13 protein-coding genes are annotated in these 18,641 nt (G+C 68.8%); 9 read left to right on the top strand and 4 right to left on the bottom strand.

The features are described from left to right. The first annotated feature begins 20 nt into the window (after nt 1-20). Genes cysG through AC1RRF_RS05075 form a run of 6 tightly spaced genes read left to right on the top strand, consistent with a single transcriptional unit; the run spans nt 21 to nt 6,206 of the window. A complete protein-coding gene (gene cysG / locus AC1RRF_RS05100; protein ID WP_492833378.1) occupies nt 21-1,382 on the top strand; it encodes a siroheme synthase CysG in 1,362 nt (453 codons plus the stop codon). Then, a complete protein-coding gene (locus tag AC1RRF_RS05095; protein WP_492833377.1) occupies nt 1,379-1,648 on the top strand; it encodes a DUF2849 domain-containing protein in 270 nt (89 codons plus the stop codon). Before cysG ends, AC1RRF_RS05095 begins: the two co-directional genes overlap by 4 nt. Continuing rightward, a complete protein-coding gene (locus AC1RRF_RS05090) occupies nt 1,648-3,315 on the top strand; it encodes a nitrite/sulfite reductase (protein WP_492833376.1) in 1,668 nt (555 codons plus the stop codon). The genes AC1RRF_RS05095 and AC1RRF_RS05090 overlap by 1 nt, the downstream gene beginning before the upstream one ends. Then, entirely contained in the window at nt 3,302-4,375 is a 1,074-nt protein-coding gene (locus AC1RRF_RS05085) for a phosphoadenylyl-sulfate reductase (RefSeq protein ID WP_492833375.1), read from the top strand. Before AC1RRF_RS05090 ends, AC1RRF_RS05085 begins: the two co-directional genes overlap by 14 nt. 35 nt (nt 4,376-4,410) lie before the next feature. Continuing rightward, a complete protein-coding gene (locus tag AC1RRF_RS05080; protein ID WP_492833374.1) occupies nt 4,411-5,430 on the top strand; it encodes a cysteine synthase A in 1,020 nt (339 codons plus the stop codon). Beyond that, complete coding sequence (locus AC1RRF_RS05075; protein WP_492833373.1) at nt 5,430-6,206, top strand: sulfite exporter TauE/SafE family protein; 777 nt, start codon at nt 5,430-5,432, stop codon at nt 6,204-6,206. Before AC1RRF_RS05080 ends, AC1RRF_RS05075 begins: the two co-directional genes overlap by 1 nt. Before the next feature lie 11 nt (nt 6,207-6,217). On the opposite strand, the gene nagE is transcribed toward AC1RRF_RS05075, so the two are convergent. The 4 genes from nagE to AC1RRF_RS05055 all read right to left on the bottom strand — a co-directional run bounded on the left by nagE (nt 6,218) and on the right by AC1RRF_RS05055 (nt 15,447). Next, on the bottom strand, nt 6,218-7,900 hold the full coding sequence (gene nagE, locus AC1RRF_RS05070) for an N-acetylglucosamine-specific PTS transporter subunit IIBC (protein ID WP_492833372.1): 1,683 nt from the start codon (nt 7,898-7,900) through the stop codon (nt 6,218-6,220). Next, nucleotides 7,897-10,437 (bottom strand): phosphoenolpyruvate--protein phosphotransferase, encoded by a 2,541-nt coding sequence (gene ptsP / locus AC1RRF_RS05065; RefSeq protein ID WP_492833371.1) that lies wholly within the window; start codon nt 10,435-10,437, stop codon nt 7,897-7,899. The genes nagE and ptsP overlap by 4 nt, the downstream gene beginning before the upstream one ends. Then, nucleotides 10,437-12,563, bottom strand: a complete 2,127-nt coding sequence (locus AC1RRF_RS05060) for a family 20 glycosylhydrolase (RefSeq protein WP_492833370.1) — start codon at nt 12,561-12,563, stop codon at nt 10,437-10,439. The genes ptsP and AC1RRF_RS05060 overlap by 1 nt, the downstream gene beginning before the upstream one ends. A gap of 130 nt (nt 12,564-12,693) precedes the next feature. Further along, nucleotides 12,694-15,447 (bottom strand): TonB-dependent receptor, encoded by a 2,754-nt coding sequence (locus AC1RRF_RS05055; RefSeq protein ID WP_492833369.1) that lies wholly within the window; start codon nt 15,445-15,447, stop codon nt 12,694-12,696. Nucleotides 15,448-15,702: 255 nt separating this feature from the next. Between AC1RRF_RS05055 and AC1RRF_RS05050 the strand changes: the two genes are divergently transcribed. Genes AC1RRF_RS05050 through nagA form a run of 3 tightly spaced genes read left to right on the top strand, consistent with a single transcriptional unit; the run spans nt 15,703 to nt 18,628 of the window. Further along, the gene (locus AC1RRF_RS05050) at nt 15,703-16,443 is read left to right on the top strand and encodes a GntR family transcriptional regulator (RefSeq protein WP_492833368.1); all 741 of its coding nucleotides are present in this window, start codon (nt 15,703-15,705) and stop codon (nt 16,441-16,443) included. After that, on the top strand, nt 16,443-17,474 hold the full coding sequence (locus AC1RRF_RS05045; protein ID WP_492833367.1) for an SIS domain-containing protein: 1,032 nt from the start codon (nt 16,443-16,445) through the stop codon (nt 17,472-17,474). Before AC1RRF_RS05050 ends, AC1RRF_RS05045 begins: the two co-directional genes overlap by 1 nt. Then, the gene (nagA, locus tag AC1RRF_RS05040; protein ID WP_492833366.1) at nt 17,474-18,628 is read left to right on the top strand and encodes an N-acetylglucosamine-6-phosphate deacetylase; all 1,155 of its coding nucleotides are present in this window, start codon (nt 17,474-17,476) and stop codon (nt 18,626-18,628) included. The genes AC1RRF_RS05045 and nagA overlap by 1 nt, the downstream gene beginning before the upstream one ends. Nucleotides 18,629-18,641 lie beyond the last annotated feature (13 nt).

Raw genomic sequence — 18,641 nt, 5'->3', positions numbered from 1 at the left:
GAGCGCCGTGAAATGATCCAATGCGCGTATTCCTCGCCTCCATTCCCCTGCCGGGAACCTCGATCGTCCTGATTGGCGCGGGCGACGCCGCCGCCGCCAAGGCGCGACTGTTCGACGGATCCGGAGCGAGACTGCGCTGGTTCGCGGGGCCGACTGCTGAGCCTAACGACGCCTGGATCGCCTGTTGGCCCGACGCGACGGATCTGGTCGGCGCCAGACTGGTCTTCATCGCCCTCCCCGACCCGAAACAGGCGGCGGCCTTCGCCGATCTGGCGCGGGCGGCGGGCGCCCAGGTCAATGTCGTGGATCAGCCCGGATTGAGCGACTTCCACACGCCGGCCCTGATCGACCGGGACGGGGTGGTGGTCGGGATCGCCACCGGCGGCGCGGCTCCGGTCCTGGCCCGCGAGGTCCGCTCGCGTGTCGAGGCGGCCCTGCCCCAGGGGTTGGATCGTCTCGCCCGCCTCGCCGAAGGCCTGCGCGAGACGGTCATGGCCACCCTGCCCGACTTCATGGCCCGACGTCGGTTCTGGGAGACCGCCTTCCGCGGCGCGCCCAGGGACCTGGCTCTCGACGGACAGACGGCGGAGGCGCGTCGTGAGATGCTCCGCCTGCTGAACACGCCCGAACGACCGCGGGGGGTCGTGCATCTGGTCGGCGCCGGCCCCGGCGATCCCGAGTTGCTGACGCTCAAGGCGCTGCGCGCGTTGCAGGACGCCGACCTCGTCATCCACGACCGCCTGGCGCCGCCGGCTGTTCTGGATCGCGCGCGCCGCGACGCACGCCGGATCTATGTCGGCAAGAGGCGCGGCGAGCACTCCGTTCCGCAGGAGCAGATCGCGGCCCTGATGATCGCCGAGGCGAAGGCCGGGCATCGCGTGGTGCGCCTGAAAGGCGGCGATCCATTCGTGTTCGGACGAGGCGGCGAGGAGCTGGAGGCCGTGCGGGCCGCGGGGATCGAGGTCATCGTCGTGCCGGGGATCACCGCCGCCCTGGGCTGCGCGGCGGCCGCGGGCATTCCGCTGACCCATCGCGACCAGGCCCAGGCCGTCAGCTTCGTGACCGCAGAGACCCGTGCGGGCGGCGCCGGGCCGGACTGGACCGCCCTCGCCGCCCCCAACCATACGCTCGCCGTCTATATGGGCGTCGCCGGCGCGGGGGCGGTGCAGGCCGGTCTGATCAACGCCGGCCGGTCGCCCGATACGCCGGTCGCCGTGATCGAGAACGGGTCCCGCCCCGATCAGCGCGTCGTGACAGGCCGGCTCGACGACCTCGCCCATCTGGTGGCCCGCGAGAAGGTCGTCAGCCCGGCCCTCCTGATCGTCGGCGAAGTCGCGGCCTGGGCGCGGTCAAGCGCGACAGCGCAGGAGGTCGCGGCATGAAGATCGTGACCGCCAACCGGCTCTCCGACGGACGGGTGATCTACGCCGACGCAGCGGGAGAGCCTGTCGGCGCTCTTGACCAAGCGGGTCGGTTCGACGGCGAGGCCGCCGAGCTCGCCCTGTCGCAGGCGGCGCTGAGACCCGCAACCTTCGTCAACCCCTACCTCGTCGAAGTCGACGACGGCCGTCCTTCGGGCCGTGACCGGTTCAAGGAGTTGATCCGCTCAAGGGGCCCCACCGTCGGCCACAGTCTGGAGCGGCTCTGATGTACCGCTACGACGAGTTCGACACCGCCGTGGTCCGCGAGCGGATCGAGGAGTTCCGGGACCAGGTCGCGCGCCGGGTCTCGGGAAGCCTGACCGAGGACGAGTTCAAGCCCCTGCGCCTGATGAACGGCGTCTATCTGCAGCTGCACGCCTACATGCTGCGCGTCGCGGTGCCCTACGGGACCATGAACAGCCGCCAGCTGCGCCGCCTGGCCCACATCGCGCGCGTCTATGACAAGGGCTACGGCCATTTCACGACCCGCACCAACATCCAGTACAACTGGCCGGCGCTCAGTGACGTCCCCGCGATCCTGTCGGAACTCGCCGAGGTCGAGATGCACGCCATCCAGACTTCGGGCAATTGCATCCGCAACGTGACCACCGACGTCTTCGCCGGCTGCGCGGACGACGAGATCGAGGATCCCCGTCCTTGGTGCGAGATCCTGCGCCAGTGGTCGACCATCCATCCCGAATTCTCCTTCCTGCCGCGCAAATTCAAGATCGCGGTCATCGCGGCTCCGAAGGACAGAGCCGCCATGCGCACCCATGACGTCGGCCTGCAGCTGATCCGGGGAGAGGACGGACAGGCGGCGTTCCGGGTCTTTGTCGGCGGTGGCCAGGGCCGGATTCCGCATATCGCGCAGGAGATCGCGCCGGCGGTGCCGAGACGCGACCTGCTGGCCTATCTGACCGCCATTCTCCGCGCCTGGAACCTGCTGGGCCGCCGCGACAACATCCACAAGGCACGGATCAAGATCCTGGTGGCCTCCCTCGGCATCGACGCCTTCCGCGAAGAGGTCGACCGGCATTTCGCCACCCTGCGGCGCGAGGACCTACGGGTGCCCGACGAAGAGGTCGCCCGCATCCGCGCCTATTTCGCGCCGCCGCCGTTCGCGGACCTGCCGAGGACCAGCGGGGCCTTCGACCGGGCGAGCCTGGCCGATCCCGACTTCGCCCGTTTCGCGCGCAACAACATCCGGCGCCATCGCCAGCCGGGCTATGCGACCCTCATCGTCTCGCTGAAGCCGCAGGGCGGCGTTCCCGGCGACATCACGGCCGACCAGATGGACCTGGTCGCGGACCTCGCCGAGCGTTTCTCCTTCGATGAGGTGCGGGCCGCCTATGAGCAGAACCTGGTCCTGCCCCATGTCCGCCTGGACGACACGCCGGAGATCTGGCGACGGTTGACCGACGCCGGCCTGGCGACGCCGAACGCGGATCTGGTGACGGACATCATCGCCTGCCCCGGCCTGGATTACTGCAGCCTGGCCAACGCCCGGTCGATCCCGGTCGCCCAAGCCCTGTCCGAGCAGCTCGCGGATCTCGACTATCAGGAACGGCTCGGGCCGGTCCGGGTCAATATGAGCGGCTGCATCAACGCCTGCGGCCATCACCACGTCGGCCACATCGGCGTGCTGGGCGTCGATCGCAAGGGCGAGGAGTACTACCAGATCACCGTTGGCGGCTCGGCGGACGAACAGGCCGCCCTGGGCGAAATCGTCGGCCGCAGCCTGGCCGCCGAGGACGTCGCGCCGGCGCTCAAGCGGGCGCTGGACCGCTATCTTGAGGTCCGCCGCGAGGGCGAAACCTTCCTGGACGCCGTTCGCCGCCTGGGCGCCGATCCGTTCCGCGACGCCATCTATGGAACGCTCGATGCAGTGGCTTGATACAGCTCCCCAGGGCGTGCGGCTGCCCGTGACGACACCGCTTGAAGAGGTCGAGGCCGCGGCGCGGGACGCCGAGGTCCTCGTTTTGGAATTCGACGCCTTTCGCGATGGTCGAGGCTTCTCCCTGGCGGCGGTCCTGCGCGAGCGCGGCTATCGCGGACGGCTGATCGCGGAGGGACGGGTCATTCCCGACCAGGCCCGCCATCTGCGCCGCTCAGGCTTCGACGGCGTGGTGCTCGGCGCCGGCGCCGACATCAACGCCTGGAAGCGGATGGACGCTGCATTCAGCGCCACCTACCAGCCCGTGGAAGACAGCGCGATCCCGATCTGGCGGCGCCGGAACCCCGCGCCGCGGGACCTTGAGGCTCTTGTCGGGACACTCGACCGCGCAACGCGCAGCGGCGGCGCCGAACAGATTCTTCGGGCGGCGCTGGATCCGTCTCTGGGGTTGAAGCCCGCGGTCCTGTCGTCGTTCGGCGCCGAGGCCGGTGTGCTGCTGTCGCTGGTCGCGCGGATCAATCCATCGACCCCGGTGATCTTCCTCGATACCGGCATGCATTTCCTCCAGACCCTGGCCTACCGAAAGGCCCTGTCGGAACACCTGGGCCTGACAGACGTGCGGCTGGTGACGCCTGACGCCGACCAGCGCGCCGACCTCGACCCCCGCGACGACCTGTGGCGGGCCGATCCCGACGCCTGCTGCGACCTGCGCAAGGTGGCCCCGCTCGAGCGGGCGCTGGCCGGCGTCGACACCCTGATCACCGGCCGCAAAGCGTTTCAGACCCCGGACCGGCGGGGCCTGCGTCCCTTCGAGCTGTTCGAGGGCCGCATCCGGGTCAATCCGCTGCACGACTGGTCGGAGGAACGGCTCGCGGCCTGGCTCGACGGCGAAAACCTGCCGAGGCATCCGCTCAGCGCCCATGGCTACCGCTCGATCGGCTGTTGGCCCTGCACCCAGGCTGTCGAGGCCGGCAAGGACGGTCGCCTCGGCCGCTGGTCCGGAGCCGCAAAGACCGAATGCGGTATACATCTAGGCCGCCGCGCGCTTCCGGTCGGCTGACTTTCCCGCCTTCTCCCGTTTCCAGAGATATCGCCTTGACGCTCCGACGTTCCGTGATCGACCTGATCGGTCAGACTCCCCTTCTTCGACTGAACCGCCTGTCGGATGCGACGGGGTGCGAAATCCTGGGCAAGGCGGAGTTCATGAACCCCGGCCAGTCGATCAAGGACCGCGCCGCCCTGTCGATTGTTCAGCGCGCCCGGGCGTCCGGCGAACTGCGTCCGGGCGGGACCATCGTCGAAGGCACCGCCGGCAATACCGGGATCGGCCTGAGCCTGGTCGGGGCCGCTCTCGGCCACCCGGTCGTGGTCGTCATGCCCCGCACCCAGTCGGAGGAGAAGAAGCTGGCGCTGCGGGCGCTCGGGGCCCGGCTGGTCGAGGTGGATGCCGCGCCCTTCTCGAGCCCCAGCCACTTCGTCCATCACTCCGCCCGCCTGGCGCGCGAGCTCGATGCGGACCTTCCCAACGGGGCCTTCTGGGCCAACCAGTTCGACAATCTCTCCAACCGCCTGTCCCACTACGAAGGGACCGGACCGGAGGTCTGGGAGCAGACCCAGGGCCGGATCGACGGCTTCGTCAGCGTCGTCGGATCCGGCGGCACCCTGGCCGGGATCGGGAGCTTTCTGAAGGAACGTAATCCGGCGATACAGACCGCCCTCGCCGACCCGGCCGGCGCCTCGCTCTACAGCTGGTTCACCCGCGGCGAGATGAAGGCCGAAGGCTCCTCGATCACCGAGGGCATCGGGGTGGGTCGGATCACCGGGAACCTTGAAGGCTTCGCGCCGGATCACGCCTACCGCGTCGAGGACGCGGAGTTCCTGCCGATCCTCTTCGATCTGATTCAGGAAGAAGGCCTGTCCCTTGGCGGATCGAGCGGCGTCAACCTGGTCGGCGCCGCGCGGCTGGCCCGGGAGCTCGGCCCCGGCAAGACCATCGTGACCCTGCTGTGCGACCCCGGAATCCGTTACGCCTCCCGGCTGTTCAATGTGGAGTATCTGTCGGCGCGCGGTCTGCCCACACCGGACTGGCTGACGTCCGTTCAGGCGACCGCCTGATGCAAGAGTTCCTGCTGTTCGCCGCCGTCGGCTTCGCCGCCCAGATCGTCGACGGGGCGCTGGGCATGGCCTTCGGGGTCATCTCTTCAACCCTGCTGCTCAGCCTGGGCACACCGCCGGCCGTCGCCTCGGCCAGCGTCCACGCGGCCAAGGTGTTCACCGGAACTGCGTCCGGCCTGTCCCACCTCGCCCACGGCAACGTCCGCTGGTCGCTGTTCTGGCCCCTTGCGGTCGGCGGCGTCATCGGCGGCGTGGTCGGCGGCGTCTTCCTGACCTCCGTCGACGGCGCGCTGATCAAGCCCTGGGTGCTGGGGTGGCTGGCGCTGATGGGGGTGATCATCCTGGTGCGCGCCACCCGGGAAATCCGGCTTCGGCACACGCCGATCAAGGGCGCCGGTCCGCTCGGCGTGGTGGGCGGCTTTCTGGATGCGCTGGGCGGCGGAGGATGGGGGCCGACGGTGACGACCACCCTGGTGAGCGTCGGCGAACCGCCCCGCCAGGCCGTGGGCACGGGCAACGCCGCCGAGGCCGTCGTCGCCGCGGCCGTTTCGACCACCTTCATCGTCGCCCTGGTCACGGGACATTGGGAGGAGGTCGACGGTTTGAAGCAGTACGGGACCTCGGTCGCGGGCCTGATTGTGGGCGGCGTCATCGCCTCGCCCCTGGCCGCCCTCATCTCCCGCGTTCTTCCGGTTCGGCCCTTCGCCTGGCTGATCGGGGTGCTGATCCTAGTGCTCGCGGGCTTCCAGCTGGTGGGACCGCTAATCGGTCGCTGATCCGCTCGCTCTCAATCGGGAGCGAGCAGGATCTGGAGCGTATCCGAGCCAGTGCGAACGAAGCCGCGGGGCAGCAGGACAGCCAGCTTCGCCGGATCGATCTCGGCCCTGTTCAATCGAACGCAAAGCCGCCCCGCCATGCGCTGGACGCTCTCGACATTGCCGGCGCCGCCCAAGGCCGCGAGGACGTCCGGAGCCAGCTCCGCCGTCCCTTGTGCGGGCACGGCGCGCGGGCCTTGGGGCAAAAGGTCGCCTGCGCCGACGACCGCCTTGATCTCGTCCGCCACGGCGTCGGCGATCGGTCCCAGCACGACCTGAAGCTGGTCCGGGGCCGGCGCGATGACGCCCCGCGCACCCAGCCGTTTCAGCGCCGCCTCATCCACCGCCTCGCGCGACCGGATATGCAGCCGCAGGCGTGTTGTGCAGGCGGCGACGGAGGTCAGATTGCCCGCCCCGCCCAGCGCCGCGACGAACACCTCGCCCCGGCTGCCCGCCACATCCGAAATCGGCGCGGCGGCCACGGGCTCGTCCTCCCGCCCCGGCGTCTTGAGATTGAAGATCGAAATGGCGCCCCGGAACAGGCCGTAATAGAGGCCCCCGTAGACCAGACCGACCGGCAACAGCATCCACGGCCGCGTCGCGCGACCGTAGTTCAGCACATAGTCGAACAGGCCCGCCGAGAAGGTGAAGCCCAGCCGCGATCCCAACAGGTCCATCGCCACCATCGATACTCCGGTCAGCACCGCATGGATGGCGTATAGGACCGGCGCCAGGAACATGAAGGTGAACTCGATTGGCTCCGTCACCCCGGTCAGGAAGGCCGTCAGGGCCAGGGAAAACAGCATGCCCCCGACCTCCTTGCGCCGGTCCGGACGGGCGGCGTGGTACATGGCCAGGCAGGCGGCAGGCAGACCGAACATCATGACCGGGAAGAAGCCGCTCATGAAGACGCCCGCGCTGGGGTCGCCGGCGAAGAAGCGGTTCAGGTCGCCCGTCGCGCCGTTGTAGTCGCCGACGATGAACCAAGCGACGTTGTTCAGGATGTGGTGCAGGCCGGTGACGATGAGCAGCCGGTTCAGGAAGCCGTAGACGAACAGGCCGATCTCGCCCGACCCGACCACGGCGCGGCTGAAGACGTCGATGGCGTGGTCAATGCCGGCGAACGTCAGTCCCACGGCGGCGGCCACGACCAGACCGGCGACCCCCGCCACGATGGGCACGAAGCGGCGACCGGCGAAGAAGCCCAGATAGTCGGGCAATTTGAACGTCGAGAAGCGATTGTAGCAGGCCCCGGCGATCAGGCCGGCGACGATGCCGATGGGCACGCCCAGTCGCGACAGAGCCTGGTCCTTGAAGGCTTTTGACGCCGCATCGAGGGCGTCTCCGCTGAGCCCCGCGACCACCTCGGGCGGGACGCTCAGCAGGACCTTGGACGCCTCCACCGAGATCAGGAAACAGACCACGCCCGCCAGGCCCGCGGCGCCGTTGTTGTCCTTGGCCAGGCCCACCGCCACGCCGACGGCGAACAGCAAGCCGAGGTTGGCGAAGATCGCCTGCCCCGCCGCCGAGATGAAGGCGATATCCATGAGGTCCGGCTGGCCCAGACGCAGCAACAGGCCCGCGACCGGCAGGACCGCGATGGGCAGCATCAGGGCCCGGCCGAGCGGCTGCAGGCTGGACAGTCCGATCTTCATGCGACCGCTCCGACGACATGGGATTTGAGCAGGGCCGCCAGACGCTCATCGGCCAGGGCGCGCACGGCCTCGGCGTTGTCCAGCGTCAGGGCCTGGGCCGCCAGTGCGCGACACTCGGCCAGGGTCGTGGACCGCACCACGGCCTTGATCTCGGCCACCATCGACGGCGTGGCCGACAGCTCGGTGACGCCGAGCCCGATCAGAATGGGCGCGGCCAGAAGGTCGGAGGCCAGACCGCCGCAGACGCCGATCCAGCGCGTGTCGGTGGCCCCCGCAGCGGTCTGCGCGATCAGGCGCAGGACGGCCGGATGCAGGCTGTCGAGCTGAGCCGCCAGATGGGCGTTCTGGCGATCCATGGCCAGGGCGTACTGGGTCAGGTCATTGGTGCCGATCGAAACGAAATCGATGTGGGGCGCCAGCAGGTCGGCGGTCATGGCCGCCGCCGGAGTCTCGATCATAACCCCCAGCAGGGGCGTCTGACCGCCGGTCTCGCTCGCGGCGATATCCAGCAGGGCGCGAACCTGGCGCACCTCGGACGCCGAGGCGATCATCGGCAGCATGACGGCCACCGTCCCGGCCGAACGCACCCGACAGATGGCGCGCAGCTGGGTCAGCAGCAGATCGGGCCGATGCAGCCCCGCCCGGACGCCGCGCAGGCCCAGGGCCGGATTGTCCTCCTGCGGCATGGGCAGATAGGGCAAGGGCTTGTCGCCGCCCGCGTCGAGGGTGCGGACGACCAGCGGTCGTCCGTCCAGGGCGTCGGCGATGGCCTGGTACTGGGCCAACTGCTCCTCTTCCGTCGGTGCGTTCTGGCGTTCGAGGAAGAGGAATTCGGTGCGCAGCAGGCCGCAACCTTCGGCGCCCCCGGCCACGGCGGGCGCGGCCTCGGTCACAGCGCCCAGATTGGCGAAGACCTCGATGCGGACGCCGTCGGCGGTGCGGCAGTCTTCGGAGGCCAGGGCGCGAGCCTCGGCGCGGCGGCGGTCGCGGGCGGCCGCGCCGCTCTGGGCGCGCGCCTGACGAGCCGCGGAAGGGCTGGCGACCAGCCGCCGCCCGTCAGCGTCCAGCACCACCAGAGCCCCGTCCTCGACCTGGTCCAGACCCGGCCCCACGGCGACGAGGGCGGGCACGCCCATGGCCGCGGCCAGGATGGCGACGTGCGAGGTCGGTCCGCCCCGCGCGGTGCACAGCCCCGCCACCTTGACGGCGTCCAGCGCGATCAGTTGCGACGGCAACAGATCGTCGGCCAGGATGACCGATCCGGTTCCCAGCACCACAGGCGCCGGCGCGGCCTCGCCCGACAGCTCGATCAGGACCTGACGCTCCAGATCCAGCAGGTCGTCGGCGCGCTCGGCGGTGCGGACATCGCCCAGAGAGCGGAACAGGGCCACGCCGCCCTGCGTCGCCTTGCGCCAGGCGAAGCCTGCGCCGCAGCCGGCCGCGATGGCCTCCTGCGCCGTCGCGATCAAACCTGGGTCATCGAGGAAGGCCAGATGGGCCGCCAGGATGGCGCGACGATGCGCGCCGCCCCCGGCCACCGAAGCCTCGATGCGGCCGCGCACCGCGTTCAGGGCCTGTTGCAAGGCGGCCTGCTCCAACGCGACGCCGCGCCCCTGTTCGGGCGTCTCGATCTCGGCCTGACGCAGACGAACGGCGCGGCCGATCGCCAGACCCGGCGCCGCCATGACGCCCGAGAAGATCAGCTCGCCGTCCTCGCCCGCCGCCGGACCGGCGGGAGCTTCAGGCGCTTCGGCAGCGTGGGCGACGGGCGCGCTCTCGCCCCCCTCGCCCAGACCAGACAGGATCAGGGCGGCGATCGCCTCCAGCGCCGCCTCGGCCTGCGGACCGCTGGCGCTGAGGATCAGGTCGTCGCCGTCCTTGAGGCCCAGCGTCATCATGGCCGTCAGGCTGGCGGCGTCGGCGCTGCGGTCGCTCAGGATCAAACGGACCCGCGCATCGAAGCCCTTGGCGGCGGCGGCGATGCGCGAGGCCGGGCGGGCGTGCAGGCCATGCGGCAGCGGCGCACGCACCGTTCGGGCCAGCGCCGTCTGTCCATCGCTCGCCGCCGCGCCGGAGGCCGCGGCCGGACGCACCGCCATGATCGGCTCGCCCGCCACGACCAGACGGTTCAGGGGCAACAGGCGGACCTCGCCTTCATTGGCCAGTAGGATCGGCGAGATCAGGCTCTTCGCGCCGCCCGCCACGACGTCCATGTCCAGCGCCAGCAGGAGATCGCCGGTGCGCACGCGCGCGCCCTCCGCGACATGGGCGGTGAAGCCCGCGCCGTTCAGAGAGACCGTCTCCAACCCCAGATGGATCAGGATCTCCGGTCCATCATCCGAGCGGACGCTGACGGCGTGGCCGGTGCGGGCCAGGCTCGAGACCACGCCGTCGAAAGGCGCCCGGACCGTCAGGCCGGTCGGATCGATGGCCAGTCCCTCGCCGACCATGCGCGCGGCGAAGGCGGCGTCCGGGACCTCGTCCAGTGAACAGACCCAGCCGTCGATCGGCGCGTGGACGATCAGTTCGGGCGTCATCAGTCGTCCTCGGGCTTGGTCGGATCGGACAGGCGCACCCAGTCGACGCCCCACATCGGATCCAGGTCCTTCTGTGTGAAGCGCAGGCACAGGTCGTGCCGGCCCGAGCGGACAGGCAGGCGTCCCGAAAGCGTGGTGATCCCGTCGTTCCCGGCGGCCTCGGCCAGAGGAATGATCAGCGCTGGTTCGCCCTCGCAGCCGTCGATGCGGACTTCCAGCTCACCTTCCGGCGTGCGCGGGGTCCCCAGTCGGATCTTGTCGCGGTCGGCGCCGATCTGGAAGTTGAAGGGGACCTGGCCGACGGCGGCCTCGAAGCGCATGCCCTGGCTAAGGTCCGCCGACTGGTAAATCCAGCAGGGGTTGAGGATGTCCATCAGCAGGGCCGCGCGTTCGCCCTCCAGCGGGGCGTCGTCGATCAGCGACAGCGGCAAGGCCGCGCTGCACAGCTTCATCTGATGGTCGTAGCGGCGCTGGCCGTCGGCGGGCGGGACCGCGGCGACCTCGGTCAGGCCGCTGGTCGCATAGTCGATGCCGAGGGTGCGATAGCGCGCCAGCTGCGGATCCAGCCGCGCGCGGAAATCGGCGAAGTCCAGTCGCTCGTGCGGGGTCCAGGCCATTTCGGCCAGGGCCGATATCCGCGGGAAGGCCTGGTATTCGACCCGCTCCTCGCTGCGCATATGCTCGGTGAACAGATTGGCCTGCACACCGATGACGCGGCGCGCCTGCTCCGGGGTCAGTTCGTCCGGCGTCGGATCAAAGGAATAGACATCGCGCAGGGACGAGGTGAAGCCGCGTCCCGGCGCCCCGTCATCGGCGCTCTGGCGATTATCGAGATAGAGGACCGGCGCCGGAGACATCACTGTGTCATGGCCCAGGCGCGCCGCCTCGATGGCGCCCTCGACGCCGCGCCAGGACATGACGCTGGCGTTCGGATTGATGCCGCCCTCGAGGATCTCGTCCCAGCCGATCATGCGCCGGCCGTGGTCGTTCAGTCGCTTTTCCAGACGGGCGACGAACCAGCTCTGCAGCTTCTCCTCGTCCGTGAGGCCCAGTTCGCGCATCCGCTCCTGAACGCGGGCCGAGGCCTTCCATTGATCCTTGACCGCCTCGTCGCCGCCGATGTGGACGTATTCGCCGGGGAACAGATCGACGACCTCGTCCATCACATTCTCGAGGAAGACCAGGGTCGGCTCCTCGACGTTGAACAGGGTCGGATAGACGCCCCAGTCGGCGGGCACGGCCGGCACGGCGCCGCCCGGTACGTCAGTCACGCCCAGCTCGGGATAGGCGGCGACCGCCGCGCTGGCGTGTCCGGGCACGTCGATCTCGGGCACCACGACGATATTGCGGGCCGCCGCATAGGCGACGATGTCGCGCACCTGATCCTGGGTGTAGACGCCGCCGTAGAGACGCGGACGGCCTGTTGCCGGGTCGATGTCCTTTTGCGCCGCCGCGCCCGCATGGACGCGCCAGCCGCCGACCTCGGTCAGCCGGGGATAGCGTCTGATCTCCAGCCGCCAGGCCTGGTCGTCGGTCAGGTGCCAGTGGAAGACGTTGAGCTTGTGCAACGCCATCCAGTCGATGAATTCCTTGATGAACTCCGGCGACTGGTAGTGACGGGCGGAATCCAGCATGACGCCGCGCCAGCCGAAGCGGGGGGCGTCCTGAATGGCCACGGCGGGGATGGTCACGGCCCCCTGCCCCGCTTCGGCGGTGGCCAGCTGCCACAGGCTGACCGCGCCATACAGAAGTCCGCCGAAGTCGCCGGCGGTGATGACCGCGCCCCGCGGGGTCACATCCAGACGATAGCCGTCGGCGGCCGATCCGGCCTCGTGGCGGAAGACGACGGCGCCCGGCGCGGCTTCGCCTTCACGCACCGTCAGGCCCAGCCCCCGCGTGCGTTGCATCAACTCCGCGAAATGAGCGGCCGCCCGGGCGGCTTCGGCGTCGCCGCGCGGCGTCAGGATCGTGGTCCCGGCATTGATCTGGAACACGCCGGACGTCGCCGTCACGGACTGTGGCCGAGGGATGATCGAGCCCGCTGTCACCTGCGCCAGCGCAGGCGTGGCCGCCGCCAAGGTGAAGATCAGGGCGAACGCCGTCGCCGATCGCGCGAACAGGGTCATCGCAGTCTCGCAGCTGGAGAAAGGGCGCGCGGGACGTGGGACGCCCCGCGCCAGTCTGGCCTCAGGAGGAGACCTTGGCGACAGGCTTTTGCGAGGACGACGGACGCCGTCCTCGCAAAGAAACCCCGTCCTAGAACTCGACCGACAGGGTCGCCATCAGCTTGCGGCCCGTACGATAGACGCCGCGCGGCAGGTCCACCGTATTGGCGTATGCGTAGTATTCGCTATCCAACAGGTTCTGGCCGGACACCGTCAGGCTTACGCGGTCGTTGAAGGCATAGCCCGCCGTCGCGTCCAGGGTATCGACGTCGCGCACATACATGGCGTCGCCGCGATCCAGGCCGGTGAAGTACCGCGACCGCCACGTATAGGTCACCCGGGCCGAGAAGGCGCCGTTCTCATAGAAGGGGCTGAGATTGACCTGGTGCTTGGAGTTGAACGGCAGGTCCTGGCCGTTGTCCGCCTCCCCGTCGACCAGGGTGTAGTTGGCCAGCAGGCCGAACCCGTAGGCGTAGTTCTGCTGGTAGGCGAGCGAGATCCCCTTCAGTTCGGCCGAGCCCGCATTGGTCGGACGGCTGATCTGATAGGTGGTGACGGCGTTCTGGGCCTGGTTGAAGTGCTGCTCAGGCGCGGTCTGCTGCAGGATGTAGTTCGAGATGTCCTTGATGAAGACCTCGCCCGACAGGATGGCGTTCTCGGCGAAATACCATTCCGCCGCCACGTTCAGGTTGGTCGATTCATACGGGTCCAGGTCCGGATTGCCGCCGCCGCCGTTCAGGATCTGGTCCGACAGCCAGAAGTAGTTGGACATGTCGGCGTAGTTCGGACGGGCGATGACCCGGGACGCCGTCGCACGGATGAGCAGATCGTCCGAGGCGTTGAACACCAGGTTCAGGCTGGGCAGGAAGTCGTCGTATTCCTTGGTCGTCACGTTCCAGGCCCAGTCGGCGGCGGTCGTGCCGCAGCCGGTGGCCGTCTGGTTCACGCAGATATAGCCGCCGCTGTCCGATTCCGTCCGGACGTAACGCAGGCCGATGTTGCCGCGCACGAAGTCGTTCTCGAAATTCGCCTGGCCGTAGACGGCGTGGATTGTCTCCTGGACGTTCCAGTTCTGGGCCGTGAACTCGGCGTTGCCGAACACGGTCGGCGTCGGCGCCGGCTGCCACGGACGCAGATAGCCTCCGGACTGGATGTAGTCCGCCAGGGCGGCGCCGTCGATGCGGAAGCGGCCGGTCATCTGGCCGTTCACGCCGTCGAAGCCGTCTAGATAGTTGCCCGGCACCTGGCTCGGGTTGAACATCGAGGCGCTGTCCGGCGCGCCGAAGATCTGGACCGTCACGCCCGACATGCGCTGGTCGGTCTCGTGCTTGCGGTATTTGTAGCCGAACTGAAGGCGGTCGAAGAAGCCGTCGCGATCAAGACCGAAATCGACCTGGCCGTAGGTCTCCTTGTCCGTGGTCGGCTTGGAAACGATGTTGCCGCCCCAACCGGCGTTGTAGCCCGTCGGGCCGACGGACGGATCGCCCGCGCCCCAGCCGCCGTCGAACGAGAACCTTGCGGCGTTGGACAGCACGTCGTTGTTGGCCGGATTGGTATAGGTCAGGACACCCGGCGAGCCGGGCGCGCCCCGGAAATCAACGGTGTAGTCGGCCCAGTTCAGGAACTCGCCGAACAGCTGGCGCTGGGTGCCGCCGTCCGCCTTGCTGTAACCGATGTCGCCGGACAGATCCCAGCCCTCGCCCTGCCACTTGCCGTCCAGGTGATAGGAGTCGGTCGTCAGGGCGGCCTCGCGGTACTGGACGTCCAGCACGCTCAGCGCATTCTTGAAGGCGGCGTACTTGATGACGCCGTCCTCGATCTGGATGTCGGTCAGGGCGCCCAGGCTGTTCCAGGTGTTGCCCTGGAAGGCGAACAGCGACTGGTTGGTGTTGTTGTAGGTCGCCTCGACGTGCAGCCAGTCGAAATTCAGGTCCAGTTGCTCGACCGGGCGCCATTGCAGGGCGACAGTATAGCTGTCGCGTTCGCGGTCCTGTTCGAAGAAGTGGGTGCCGAACGAGTTCAGGCCGCGTGCATTCGGGTTGGCCAGCAGAGTTGAGGCGCAGGTCCCGGCGCAGTTGCCGTTGGTGATGGAGTTGGCGCCCGGGTTTTCCGGATTGCCGCCGGCATAGTAGTTGGCCGGAATGGTGCCGTAGGCTTCCAGGCCGTCACGGCGCAGGCCGTCCTTGGCGTGCTGGTAAGAGACCAGGACACCGAAGTTGCGGTCCTCGTTCCGCCAGCCGGCCAGCAGCGAATACTGGGGATCGGATTCTTCCGACCGGTCATTGTACAGCCAGGTCGCGGCGCCCGAGAGGGTCAGGCCTCGGCTCAAGTCCAGCGGACGGCGGGTCAGGACATCGACCGTGCCGCCGATGCTGCCTTCGTCGATGCGAGCTTCCGACGACTTGAACACCTCGACCCGGCCGACGATCTGCGGCGCCAGCAGGGCATAGTTAAAGGTCCGTCCCGGCTGGTCCAGGATGAACCAGTCCGCCGAAGCGACCGTCTGGCCGTTCAGCAGGGTGCGGTTCAGCGCCGGGTCGGTGCCCAGGATCGAGACCTTCTCACCCTGACCGAAGGCGCGGTCGATGGTGACGCCCGGAATGATGGTAATGGCTTCGGCCACGTTCGAGCTGGGGAATTTGCCCACGTCCTCGGCGGTGACGACATCGATGATGGCGTCCGCGTTGCGTTTGGTCTCCAGCGATTGCTGCAGCGAGGCGCGGATGCCCGTGACGATCACGTCGTCAATGACGGTGGGTTCCCCTGCGTCCTGTGCGGCGGCGGAGCCGGCGACCAGCGCCAGTGCGCTGACGGTGCCGGCAAGCAAGGCATGACGAAGACTCATGACGCCTATTCTCCCCTGATTGGACCTACCCCCGCAGGTCCAGAAAAGCCCAATTTAAGACCAATATGGTCCATTCCCCGGCTGCGAATGCTGAATTGCGCCGCCGTTGACACGAGACTTTCATCAAACAATCACGACGCGCAAGACCAAAATGATAATTGGGCCTATTCTTTTATTATATTGGTACTTGATTGGTCGCATGACTTGCGTTCAGATGGGCCCATCAAACGGGCTGTTTGAATTGGACGGGGCGTAATGTCGTTTCTCGAAGCCATAGGCCCGCTGGACGCCCAGCGTCCGGCGCCGCTGTACCAGCAGCTGCAGCACGCGGTGCGCGAGGCGATCGAGCGTCACGCCCTGAAACCTGATGAGGCCCTGCCGCCCGAACGCGACCTCGCCTCGGGCCTAGCGGTGTCGCGCATCACGGTGCGAAAGGCGTTCGACGGGCTGGTCGCCGAGGGCCTGCTGACCCGTCGTCAGGGCGCCGGCACCTTCGTCGCCGCCCGAGTGGAGAAGAGCTTCTCCAAGCTGACCTCGTTCTCGGAAGACATGGCCGCGCGCGGCCGCAAGGCGACCAGCTCCTGGCTGAACCGCAGCGAAGGCGCCGTGACGCCGGAAGAATCGCTGACGCTTGGCCTCAGCCCCGGCACGCCGGTCTATCGCTTCAGCCGCATCCGCTACGCCGACGGCCTGCCGATGGCGCTGGAGTATTCGACGATCCCCGCAGCCTGCCTGCCCGGCCTCGACGCGGTCGGCGCCTCCCTGTACCGCGCCCTGGCCGACACCGGCTATCGCCCAAACCGCGCGCTTCAGCGCCTACGCGCCGTGTTGTTCAACGCCGAGCAGGCCGAACTTCTGGGCACCACCGCCGGGGCGGCCGGGCTGCTGATTGAGCGCCGGGCCTTCCACGCCGGCCAGGCCGTCGAGGTCACCCAGTCCTATTATCGCGGCGACGCCTACGACTTCGTCGCCGAACTGAACGACGGCCCCGCCTGATGCGCGCTGAAGACACGAAGATGTTCGCCGAGGCCGCCGAGGCCTCGGCCGTGGTTGCCGCCCAGCTGCGTGACAACGCCGGGATCGTCGCCCGCGCCGCCGCCCACCTGCGCGCGCACCCGCCCACCGCCGCCCTGATCTGCGGCCGCGGCAGTTCGGACAATGCCGGGGTCTTCGCCCGCTATCTGATCGAGGCCGAAACCGGCGTCCTGACCAGTCCCACGCCTCTGGCCCTCAGTTCGGTCTATGGGCTTACGCCACGCATTCCCGGCGGGGTCTGCTTCGCCGTCTCGCAGTCGGGCAAGAGCCCGGATCTGGTCGCCGCCGCCGCCGCCGCCAAGGCGGGCGGCGCCTTCGTCATCGCCCTGGTCAATGTCGAGGGGTCGCCCCTGTCGGACGTGGCCGACCTGACCGTTCCGCTGCGCGCCGGTCCGGAACTGTCGGTGGCCGCGACCAAGAGCTTCATCGCCAGCCTCAGCGCCATCGCCCATCTGGTCGCGGAATGGAGCGGCGACGCCGATCTGTCCGAGGGGCTGAAAGATCTGCCGCGACAGCTGGACGCCGCCTGGAAACAGGACTGGTCCGCCGCCCTGCCCGCCCTGACCGACGCGACCAGCCTCTATGTTGTCGGCCGCGGCGTCGGCTTCGGCGTGGCCCGCGAGGCGGCGCTGAAGCTGAAGGAGACCTGCGGCCTGCACGCCGAGGCGTTCAGCACCGCCGAGGTGCGCCACGGTCCAATGGCCCTGGTCAAGACCGGCTTCCCCGTCCTGCTGCTGCCCCAGTCGGACGCGACACGCGACGACGCCGTGGATCTGGCCGCCGACTTCGCCCGTCGGGGCGCCCGGGTCTTCTTCGCCGGAGCCACGACCGCGCCCGGCGTCATCGCCCTGCCGACCGTGCCCTGCCATCCGTGGCTTGAGCCGATCCTGCTGATCCAGAGCTTCTACCGGCTGGCGGCGACGCTCTCGACGGCGCGCGGCTTCGATCCCGACCGACCGCCCTATCTCAACAAGGTGACCGAGACCGTTTGATGCCCATCCTGCTGTACAACGGGCGGATTCTGGCCGAGGACGCCTTTCACGAGGACCTCGCCGTGGTCATCGACGGCGACCGAATCGCCGCCGTCGGGCCGGAAGACGCCCTACGCGCCGCCTTCCCGGAAGCGGCGGATCACGACCTGAACGGCGATCGACTGGTCCCCGGCTACATCGACACCCAGGTCAACGGCGGCGGCGGCGTCCTGTTCAACGACGCGCCCACGATCGAGACTATCGCCCGCATCGGCGCCGCCCACCGGCGCTTCGGCACCACCGGCTTCCTGCCGACCCTGATCAGCGACGACCTGTCGGTCATCGACCGGGCCATCGACGCGGTCGAACAGGCCATGGCCGACGGCGTGCCCGGGGTGCTGGGCATCCATATCGAAGGCCCCTTCCTGAACGTCGCTCGCAAGGGCATCCACGATCCCAACAAGTTCCGCACCCTGGACGCCGAGGCCGTGCGCCTGCTGACCCGGATGAAGACGGGCCGGACCCTGATCACCCTGGCCCCGGAAATGACCTCGCCCGACATGATCGCGGCCCTGGTCGAGGGCGGCGCCGTGGTCGCCGCCGGCCATACCGACGCCGACCATGCGACGACCAGAACCGCTCTGGACGCGGGCGTGACTGGCTTCACCCATCTGTTCAACGCCATGTCGCCGCTGACCAGCCGCGAGCCGGGCGTGGTCGGGGCGGCGCTGGAAAACACTACCGCCTGGTGCGGGATCATCGTCGACGGCCACCATGTCGATCCGGTCGTATTGAAGCTGGCCCTGCGCTGCCGGCCCGCCGACCGCTTCATGCTGGTCACCGACGCCATGCCCAGCGTCAACGCGGGCAGCGATCACTTCTATCTTCAGGGCCGCCGCATCTCGGTGAAGGACGGCGCCTGCCTGGACGAGCGCGGCGTGCTCGCCGGCTCCGACCTGGACATGGCCGCCGCCGTACGCAACGCCCGCGACCTGCTGGGCCTCGATCTGCCTACCGCCGTCATGATGGCCTCGGCCGCGCCAGCCACCTTCCTGGGGCTGCAGCGCGAACGCGGCCACATTGCGCCAGGGTTCGCCGCGGACCTTCTGATCCTCAACGACGACCTGTCCGTCGCACAAAGCTGGATCGACGGCGCTCCGATCCGTCATCGCTGACACCGCCTGAAGC

The organism is Brevundimonas sp. GW821-FHT12C05 (assembly GCF_058807475.1).
Note: the sequence above shows the minus strand (reverse complement) of the source record. Positions and strands in the feature narration are given on the sequence as shown.

Excerpts from the sequence above, each read along its gene's own strand:
- cysG (WP_492833378.1), top strand. The coding sequence starts at position 21 with ATGCGCGTATTCCTCGCCTCCATTCCCCTGCCGGGAACCTCGATCGTC.
- AC1RRF_RS05095 (WP_492833377.1), top strand. The coding sequence starts at position 1,379 with ATGAAGATCGTGACCGCCAACCGGCTCTCCGACGGACGGGTGATCTAC.
- AC1RRF_RS05090 (WP_492833376.1), top strand. The coding sequence starts at position 1,648 with ATGTACCGCTACGACGAGTTCGACACCGCCGTGGTCCGCGAGCGGATC.
- AC1RRF_RS05085 (WP_492833375.1), top strand. The coding sequence starts at position 3,302 with ATGCAGTGGCTTGATACAGCTCCCCAGGGCGTGCGGCTGCCCGTGACG.
- AC1RRF_RS05075 (WP_492833373.1), top strand. The coding sequence starts at position 5,430 with ATGCAAGAGTTCCTGCTGTTCGCCGCCGTCGGCTTCGCCGCCCAGATC.
- nagE (WP_492833372.1), bottom strand. The coding sequence starts at position 7,900 with ATGAAGATCGGACTGTCCAGCCTGCAGCCGCTCGGCCGGGCCCTGATG.
- ptsP (WP_492833371.1), bottom strand. The coding sequence starts at position 10,437 with ATGACGCCCGAACTGATCGTCCACGCGCCGATCGACGGCTGGGTCTGT.
- AC1RRF_RS05060 (WP_492833370.1), bottom strand. The coding sequence starts at position 12,563 with ATGACCCTGTTCGCGCGATCGGCGACGGCGTTCGCCCTGATCTTCACC.
- AC1RRF_RS05055 (WP_492833369.1), bottom strand. The coding sequence starts at position 15,447 with ATGAGTCTTCGTCATGCCTTGCTTGCCGGCACCGTCAGCGCACTGGCG.
- AC1RRF_RS05050 (WP_492833368.1), top strand. The coding sequence starts at position 15,703 with ATGTCGTTTCTCGAAGCCATAGGCCCGCTGGACGCCCAGCGTCCGGCG.
- AC1RRF_RS05045 (WP_492833367.1), top strand. The coding sequence starts at position 16,443 with ATGCGCGCTGAAGACACGAAGATGTTCGCCGAGGCCGCCGAGGCCTCG.
- nagA (WP_492833366.1), top strand. The coding sequence starts at position 17,474 with ATGCCCATCCTGCTGTACAACGGGCGGATTCTGGCCGAGGACGCCTTT.